7 protein-coding genes and 1 pseudogene are annotated in these 8,478 nt (G+C 55.7%); 4 read left to right on the forward strand and 4 right to left on the reverse strand.

What is annotated here, in order from left to right; all coding sequences use genetic code 11:
• The first annotated feature begins 32 nt into the window (after positions 1-32).
• Positions 33-1,160, forward strand: a complete 1,128-nt coding sequence (locus tag KW825_RS05280) for an anhydro-N-acetylmuramic acid kinase (RefSeq protein ID WP_218328482.1) — start codon at positions 33-35, stop codon at positions 1,158-1,160.
• An 852-nt stretch (positions 1,161-2,012) separates the two neighbouring features.
• Positions 2,013-3,278 carry a RidA family protein gene (locus KW825_RS05285; RefSeq protein ID WP_218328484.1) on the forward strand — a complete coding sequence of 422 codons (1,266 nt, stop codon included), beginning with the start codon at positions 2,013-2,015 and terminating at the stop codon, positions 3,276-3,278.
• Between the two features lie 165 nt (positions 3,279-3,443).
• Here the strand turns inward: KW825_RS05285 and KW825_RS05290 are convergent, their stop codons facing one another.
• The 3 genes from KW825_RS05290 to KW825_RS05300 form a co-directional block, all read right to left on the reverse strand.
• Complete coding sequence (locus KW825_RS05290) at positions 3,444-3,809, reverse strand: nuclear transport factor 2 family protein (protein WP_042652641.1); 366 nt, start codon at positions 3,807-3,809, stop codon at positions 3,444-3,446.
• A 67-nt stretch (positions 3,810-3,876) separates the two neighbouring features.
• A complete protein-coding gene (locus tag KW825_RS05295) occupies positions 3,877-4,233 on the reverse strand; it encodes a DUF6232 family protein (RefSeq protein ID WP_232018909.1) in 357 nt (118 codons plus the stop codon).
• Between the two features lie 398 nt (positions 4,234-4,631).
• The gene (locus KW825_RS05300; RefSeq protein ID WP_256353768.1) at positions 4,632-5,378 is read right to left on the reverse strand and encodes a hypothetical protein; all 747 of its coding nucleotides are present in this window, start codon (positions 5,376-5,378) and stop codon (positions 4,632-4,634) included.
• Between the two features lie 577 nt (positions 5,379-5,955).
• Between KW825_RS05300 and KW825_RS05305 the strand changes: the two are divergent.
• Positions 5,956-6,129 (forward strand): annotated as a pseudogene (locus tag KW825_RS05305) (RidA family protein); the annotation flags it as partial.
• Between the two features lie 241 nt (positions 6,130-6,370).
• Entirely contained in the window at positions 6,371-7,186 is an 816-nt protein-coding gene (locus tag KW825_RS05310) for a hypothetical protein (protein WP_218328488.1), read from the forward strand.
• 94 nt (positions 7,187-7,280) lie between these two features.
• On the opposite strand, the gene KW825_RS05315 is transcribed toward KW825_RS05310, so the two are convergent.
• On the reverse strand, positions 7,281-8,478 hold a 1,198-nt coding region (locus KW825_RS05315; protein WP_305730734.1), incomplete at its 5' end, for a transketolase C-terminal domain-containing protein.

The raw sequence follows: 8,478 nt of genomic DNA on the forward strand, positions 1-8,478 counted from the left end.
GCTTGAATGCAGAGAGATCATAAGGAGAGGCCATGAGTGAGCGCTATATCGGATTGATGTCAGGCACCAGCATGGATGGCATAGATGCCGTGCTGATCGCGCTCGACGGCGAGACGCTGCGGGTCGAGGCGGCGCTCTGCCACCCCTGGCCGGCTGAGACCGCCCGCGAGCTGCATGCCCTCTGCACCCCGGGCGACAACGAGATAGACCGCATGGGGGTGGCCGACAATCGGGTGGCGCGGGAATTTGCCGCCGCGACCCACGCCTTGCTGGCCAAGGCGGGGCTTGAGCCCGGGGAGATCCGCGCCATCGGCTCCCACGGCCAGACCATACGCCACCGCCCCCAGCTCGGCTTCACCCTGCAGATCGGCAACGCCGCCCTGCTGGCCGCCCTGACCGGCATCGACGTCATCGCCGACTTTCGCACCCTGGACATGGCCCTCGGCGGCCAGGGGGCGCCTCTGGTGCCCGCCTTCCATCAGGCTATCTTCGCCAGCCCCGGCGCCCTGCGGGTGGTGCTGAACCTCGGCGGCATCGCCAACATCTCCGTGTTGCCGGGTAATCCGGACGGCGACGGCAACACTCAGGTATATGGCTTCGATACCGGACCCGCCAACACCCTGCTCGACGGCTGGTATCGCCGCCATCACCCGCAAGGCGGCGACTACGATGCGAATGGCCGCTGGGCCGCCAGCGGCCGGTTGCTCCCGGCGCTGCTGGCAAGGCTGCTGGCCCACCCCTACTTCGCCGCCCCCTGGCCCAAGAGCACAGGGCGGGAGATGTTTACCCTCGACTGGCTCGACGACGAGCTGGCTGGCGCGGCCTACGCCCCGGTGGATGTGCAGCGCACCCTGCAAGCGCTGAGCTGCCACAGCATCGCCCGCCAGCTGCCCGTGCTGGACGAGGCTCAGGGCCAGGCCGAGCTGTTTGTCTGCGGCGGCGGTGCCCATAACGGCCCGCTGCTGGCCGAACTCGCAACCCTGTTGCCCCGCTGGCGCCTGGCCAGCACCGCCGAGCTGGGGCTGGCCCCCGACTGGGTGGAGGGGGCGGCGTTTGCCTGGCTCGCGATGCGCTTCATCCAGCGTCAACCGGGCAACCTGCCCGCCGTCACCGGCGCCAGCCGCCCGGCGATCCTGGGCGCCCTCTATCCCGCCGGATAAGGGCGCTTGCCGGTCGGGAATCAGCCTCAGGTGCTAACGCTTGAGGCTGATTCAGAGCACAGATTCAAACCTCCCGCCTCTCGTGCACCTGCCTGCGTCTGACGATGGTCAGGCGGGCACAGGACCATCTCGCGGCCCTTCACGCCACTCTTCAAATCACTCTTCACAGTACGGCTGCAATTTCATGGCATATATTTCTGACGCTTTGGCAAGCAAGAACTGACCAGGATCCGTGCACAAGGCGCCATTCACAGGGTGCCGTAATGAATCACCCATGCAGATATATTGAATTATATTCCCGCCACATCTTTATTAGCTTCTAAATTAGCTTCGGCTAGCATATTTTAAAGCGCCGAGATAGATCCCTTAAAATCCTAAAAGCGCATATCCATGCACAATAAATTTGATTAACTGCAAGATGGTGCATGTTATTAACGCTTTATTCACAGTATTGGCCAGCCCTCACGAAGGGAAGAACCCTTGGCCCGCGGGCTTGCCCACGGCAAAAGAGCAGAGCCTTTCACGCTAAGAGCCTATGCAGCATGAATTGAATAGCAAAATAGCGATATTTCAGTCCATTGAGCCATCTCATATAAATGAGATCCCGGTTTGCATCCCACCGGAATCCACTCATAGAATCGCTGCGTCTGAAATAATCAACCCAATCTCTGCCTCCCTTATCCAACCCCTCTTGCGAGTGGCTTGAAAATAATAATCGGGAAGCTGGATCCCGCTCCCTGCGGCATAACCGCCGCCCAGGGCCTACAGCGACGACTTTGACGCTACCAGGGTCAGCGAGGAGCGCGATCAGAGAGGGGCAAACTGTACTTTGCATTAACGAGGAGTATCAATATGAGTGGCACTATCATCAAGGCTGCAAGAAATACTGAACAGGCCCCCCAGCATTTAGGCCCATATACTCAAACTGTGGCTTTCTCCCATTACAATAATATTTCCGCCCAACTGCCTGTCGATCCCAAAACAGGCAAAATGATCGCAGGCGATGTCAAGGTGCAGGCCAAACAGTGCCTGAATAACATCAAGGCCATCGTCGAAAGCATCGGCCATGTGATGGACGATGTGGTGAAAGTCACCATCTTCCTGCAAGACATGGCGGATCTGGAGGCGGTCAACGCGGTTTATCGCGAATTCTTCCCGCACTATGTGCCGACCCGCACCACCCTGGCGGTGGCCGCCCTGCCGATGGATGCCCAGGTCCAAATCGAAGCCATCATCTCCAATGGCGAAGGCACCTTCCCGCAGGCACCTTGCGCCCTCATCAAGCTGGCCCGCAATAGCGACAAGGCGCCGCAAGACCCGCTTTCGACCCATACCGTCGCCTTCTCTCACTACAACAATATCGGCGCGCAACTGCCGATCGAGGCGGCATCGGGCAAGTTGGTCGCCGGCGGCATCCAGGAGCAGGCGGCTCAGTGCCTGAAAAATATCAAGGCCATCCTGGAGAGCATCGACGTGCCGTTTGACGACATCGTCAAGGTGAATGTCTACCTGAAAAACCTCGCCGATATGGACGCCGTCAACACCGTCTATACCACCTTCTTCCCGGACTCGGCCATCGCCCGCGCCGTCGCCTATGTGCCGGCCCGCTCCGTGATTTGCGCCTCTGCCCTGCCCATGGATGCCCTGGTGCAGATGGATGCGGTGATCTCCCACGGTGACGGCACGCCGCCGCAACTGGTGGAAGACAGACACAATCTGGTGATCCGGGCCAGCAACACGGACAAGGCGCCTAAGAGTCCGCTGCATTCACAGACCGTTGCCTTCTCCCACTACAACCATATTGCCGGCCAACTGCCGCTGAATGTTGCCACCGGCAAGATCCTGGCCGGTTGTGTCAAGGAGCAGACCGCCCAGTGCCTGAGCAATATCAAGGCGATTGTGGAGAGCATCGACCATGTGATGGACGATATCGTCAAGATCAATATCCAGCTGAAACACATCGAGGATATGGAAGCAGTCAACGCCATCTATACCCAATACTTCCCGGACTATCTGCCAGCCCGCACCGTCATTGGCGTTAGCGAACTGCCCGCCGGTGCCCTGGTGCAGATCGATGCCGTAGTCTCCAATGCGGAGAGTACCCCGCCGCAGGCATAAGGTATTGTTCTAACGAAAAAACACCGGCTGAGGCCGGTGTCTTTTTATGCATGAAATATCAGAGGATCTGACCCGAACATGGGAGCCCACTCAGACCAGTGCCGCCCCGGGGCGCACTGGTTCACTGCTTGCTGGCGGGCGGCCAGCTCGCCCGGTGTCCATACCCTATGACGGCCTGGTCAGCCGCTGGTTGAACAGCTTGAAGGTGGCTCTGGCGATCAGATCATGCTCGATGAGGTAAATGCACAGCATCTCTATGGTGCCGGCCCCCTCCGGGAAGTTGCGCCTGACCCGCTCGTGGTCGATGACGACATTATCGTCGCTGTGGCGGGACAGCAGCTCGGCATAGAGATCCGGCTCCATGAAGCGCGAGGCGATATTGGCCCTCATATGGGCTTTATCCCGTGCGATGAGTTCCCCCTCGATGGAATACTGGGCCGCCCCCTCTGAATAGGTCGCCAGCCAGGCTGCCATATCCTTCCTGTTATAGGCATCCAGCTGCCTCTGAACTATCGCTTCGCAAGCATTCATCTTTCCAATCCATTAGAAATCCGTGAGCGGAATACTATACAGCCTGCTGTTTCGCGGGCACCCTGCGTCAGCTTATAGTGCGTTTAAGCTCAATTTCCCGCTCTTTAAACACCGCATAATCGCTGGACGATCGACTCTTGGCGGCGGTAATCCATTGCACCCCGGTTTCATCCCCATGCTTGAACTCCAGTCTGAACTCATATTTGGCGCTCGCAGCCAGCGCCATGATGGCGCCCACCACAAACCCCATCGCGGGGAGCAGCAGGGTAACGCCCTTCCCCTGCTCTTCCGTCGGTATAAAGACAAACAAAATGCTCGATGTGATCACCCCAAGCAGAACCATATTCAGCAAGTGATTTTTCCAGCTGAGCACTCTCACTTGCACATCAGCAATTTTATCCAGCTCATAGCTGTCGGCATTCACCTGCAATTTTCCAGTCGATGGTTGAATGGATATAGAACAAGGCATTGGCACCCTCCGTTGTATTAATAATCTTATTTATCAGCTGATATTTTTATAATTAGCATGCCCTGCATCGACACCGGCCGGCACAGGGAGGCGCCATCGCCGAATGACCGCCTGGCAGGCAGTTACTATCCAGACGAGTCGCAGGCTGGGTATGGTACCGGATGACACCAAATAGCAAAGCTAATTGAAGAGAAAAAGCGAGGCGGCGCAACTTATTATCCTGGGGAGCCCGGACTCGAGGCTCGCGCGTCGGTTCCCCCTTGCCAACCAATCAACGCCGCCCATCAAAAAAGCGCCTCCTGGGGGAGGCGCCTTGCAATGCAGGCTCATCAGGTGTGGCCGAGCTCTGCCGCCTAGAACGCACTCCTGAACAGCCGGATGACCTGGCGCCGCACCGGGGCACAGAGCGGGGGCTTGGGCGGCACCAGGTTGATCTGGCCACGGCCGGTGCGGGTCTCGCCGCGCAACAGGATCTGGATGTAGTGAGGATCCTGACGATGGATGAACCGGGACGCCTGATAAGCCCAGGGCTTGGGGATCCCCCAGAGGGTGCTGGCGAGGGCCCCGACGATGCAGAAGAAGGCGGGCTCCCGCAGCCCCATCCTAACCCCGTTTTCCAGCGCCTCCTTGAACGAGTGGGAGTGGGCGATGCAGGTCATGACATTGACCATAAAGGCCACATAGTCATCATGACCTCCGGCTCCTACTCTGGCCCTCAACTCGGCCTCTGGCTGAAAGCCGAACTGGTGACCGATGTTTTCCAGCACCGCATTGCGCTGGCGAATGACCCTGGCATAGAACATCAGCATCGCGGTGCAGTCGAGCACCTGGCAGAGCACATCATGGTGAGGGTGTGTCTTGCTGGGGCGAGGCGCCGTCAACAGCGCCATCTCCTCCGAGATGGCGAGCAGGCCGATCGGCACCGCCGTGCTTATAAACGAGAGATCCACCGACAGCTCAAGATCCTGGTCGCTCTCCAGCTGGGCGATGACGACGTGCTCGGCAAACAGACGACGCTGCCGGTCGATGAGCGCGCCATAGACCAGGTCTCTGAACTTCTTCTGCGGATAGGGGGTATCGAGCAGGGTCTCCATCGTCATGATGGCGGCCGAGACTCGGCCGCGCAGCTGGTAATCGGGAGGGAGCGGGAAATGCTTTCCCAGCCGGGGAGGAGGCCGGAGTGAACCGGATCGACAATACATATCACCCAATACAAAACCCAACATAGTTCCTCCCCGTCAGCTCATGATGATCCCATGGCGATCGCGCCTGCCGCCTCCGGGCCTGACTCTCCGGGTCACTCTGGCTATCCTGCCATGAGTTCCTGACGACATGGCTAATTGTATGATTAATAACGAATTGAAAAAGCGACGCCCCTCCCAACCGGGCCAACTATTAATGTTTTCATCAGAAAATGTGAGCTGGGTGCGGCTCAGCACCCCATGAGCACCAGCAGCCAGATGATCCGATCTATGGCCCTGCTTTCCATACCGCCTCCGGTTTAATCGAGCAGAGATAATGATTGTCGTTTCTTATATCCGCAAAGATAAGAGATATCGCACACCATGGGATCTGATGATCCACCATATAGACTATGCCAGCCCAGCCATCCTTCGCAGAATAAATAGACAATACTTTCATCATGGCAAGATCGTTATTGAGAATATGGAAGCAATCAACGCCATCTATACCAAATTTTTCCCGGACTATCTGCCCGCCCGCACCGTGATTGGCGTGAGCGAGCTGCCCGCCGGCGCCCTGGTGCAAATTGATGCGGTGATGTCCAATGCGGAAAGCACCCCCGCCTCTGGTTTAAAACATTGCTCTAGTAATAAAAATACACCGGCTTAGGTCGGTGTATTTTTATTAAATCAGATGCTTATAGAAATTATTGTATTTTATAGCTAGCTTAAGCTAGCTATAAAATAACACTAAACCATTAATTTTAAAAAGCCATAAATACAACGCTATTACAACGACTAGTTTCACTAAAACATCATCTAGTATACAATATCATTCTTGTATAACCTAACATTATTTAAACTCTAGCCTGCCTTGGTTTTGTTTTAAATATACTTGGAGAGAGTAAGTAATGAGTAAAATCTCAGAGCGAATTAAACATGTAAATATTAGAGAGGGTTACTGCCTTATTTGTGGTGATTATGGACAACTCTCAATTGACCATGTTCCTCCCCAAGGCTCCATTACTGTTACCAGGGTTGAGCAACGCCATATTATGGAGATGATGGGAGCTGAAGCCAAATCAATAAAAGGGATAAAATCCCCTAACGGCAGTAAATTTAGAACTATATGTAGTAAATGTAACAGTCATATTCTAGGCGGGAATGATGGGGAAGTTTCAGATTTAAACAAGCGTCTCACAAATAAAATTTGCAATCACTTTAAAAACCCAACAAATCCATACAATATAATCACTGTTGGCATTGACCCAATAAAATATGCAAGAGCAATGATAGGACATATACTATCTGCAACATCAATTGTCGAATGCAAAGCTCCTCCACAAAACTCGCCATACTTTGACCCGTTAAAGAGTTTTGTGTTAGGAGATGATAATGCCATCTCAAAAACCCATGACATATTTTATTGGTTCTATCCTTACAACCGCCACTTGAGTGCGAAATGTGTGGGATTTCTCAATCAAGGGCATTCAACAATATTAAGTCTATTATCATTTTTCCCCATCGCTTTTCTCGTAACACCCAAAGGTGAAGGAATATATCCATCCCATGCCACTCGTTTCGATTTAAATTCGATAAAATTAACTCTCGACTTATCAAGTTACAACATTAATTTTTCTGATTTTCCTTTTGTTGAACTAAGAGGAGATCAGATGTATTTGCTCACTGACTACCAGACAATCATTAGTTATCCAATTAAGGATTGATCTTCATAATACTATTTTGCACTACCTAAGCTTTATTTAAAAAAAGCGCCTCCCGAGGGAGGCGCTTTTCAGCTCAATACAAAGCAATCAGCAATTACAGGGACTCTGCGGTCGCAACCACATTTTCCACGGTAAAGCCAAATTCCTTGAACAGCAGCTCGGCCGGGGCAGACTCACCGAAGGTGGTCATACCGATGATCTTGCCGCCGAAGCCCACGTACTTGTACCAGTAGTCGGCGATACCCGCTTCGATGGCGACACGCTTGGTGACGGACATCGGCAGGACGGACTCCTTGTACTCGGCAGACTGGGCATCGAACACGTCGGTGGCCGGCAGGGAGACCACGCGCACGGCACGGCCCTTGGCGGTCAGTTGATCAAAGGCGGCCACGGCCAGCTCCACTTCGGAACCGGTGGCGATCAGGATCAGCTCCGGCGTGCCGGCGCAATCCTTCAGCACATAGCCACCCTTGGCCACATCGGCCAGCTGCTGGGCGCTGCGGTCCATCTGGGGCAGGTTCTGACGAGAGAAGATCAGCGCAGTCGGGCCGTCCATACGCTCGATGGCGTGCTTCCAGGCGATGGCGGATTCCACCTGGTCACAGGGGCGCCAGGTGCTCATGTTCGGGGTCAGACGCAGGGAGGCGATCTGCTCTACCGGCTGGTGAGTCGGGCCATCTTCACCCAGACCGATGGAGTCGTGGGTGTAAACGAAGATGGCGCGCTGCTTCATCAGGGCAGCCATGCGCAGAGCGTTGCGGGCGTACTCCATGAACATCAGGAAGGTGGCGCCGTAGGGGATGAAACCCCCGTGCAGGGCGATGCCGTTCATGATGGCGGACATGGCGAACTCACGCACACCGTAGTGGATGTAGTTGCCCGCCGCGCTCTCAGGAGTCAGAGATTTGGAGCCGGACCACATGGTCAGGTTGGACGGCGCCAGATCCGCAGAGCCACCCATGAACTCGGGCAGCAGCTTGCCGAAGGCTTCCAGGGAATTCTGGGAGGCTTTACGGGTCGCGATCTTGGCCGGGTTGGCCTGCAGGGTCTCGATGATCTTGGCAGATTCTGCGGCCCAGTTGGCCGGCAGCTCACCGACGGTGCGGCGCTTGAATTCGCTTGCCAGGGTCGGGTGCGCGGCTTCATAGGCGGCAAACTTGGCGGTCCAGTCGGATTCGAGCTTGGTGCCCTTCTCCTGGGCATTCCACTCGGCGGCGATCTCGGACGGAATGACGAACGGCGCGTGATCCCATTTCAGGAAGGCACGGGCGGCGGCGATCTCGTCGTTGCCC

Origin of the sequence: Aeromonas sp. sif2433, from assembly GCF_019218705.1 — a bacterium.
Classification (GTDB): domain Bacteria; phylum Pseudomonadota; class Gammaproteobacteria; order Enterobacterales; family Aeromonadaceae; genus Aeromonas; species Aeromonas encheleia.

Bases quoted from the DNA above. Each gene is read 5' to 3' on its own strand.
- KW825_RS05300 (WP_256353768.1), bottom strand. From the start codon at position 5,378: ATGACGATGGAGACCCTGCTCGATACCCCCTATCCGCAGAAGAAGTTC.
- KW825_RS05310 (WP_218328488.1), top strand. From the start codon at position 6,371: ATGAGTAAAATCTCAGAGCGAATTAAACATGTAAATATTAGAGAGGGT.
- KW825_RS05285 (WP_218328484.1), top strand. From the start codon at position 2,013: ATGAGTGGCACTATCATCAAGGCTGCAAGAAATACTGAACAGGCCCCC.
- KW825_RS05280 (WP_218328482.1), top strand. From the start codon at position 33: ATGAGTGAGCGCTATATCGGATTGATGTCAGGCACCAGCATGGATGGC.
- KW825_RS05290 (WP_042652641.1), bottom strand. From the start codon at position 3,809: ATGAATGCTTGCGAAGCGATAGTTCAGAGGCAGCTGGATGCCTATAAC.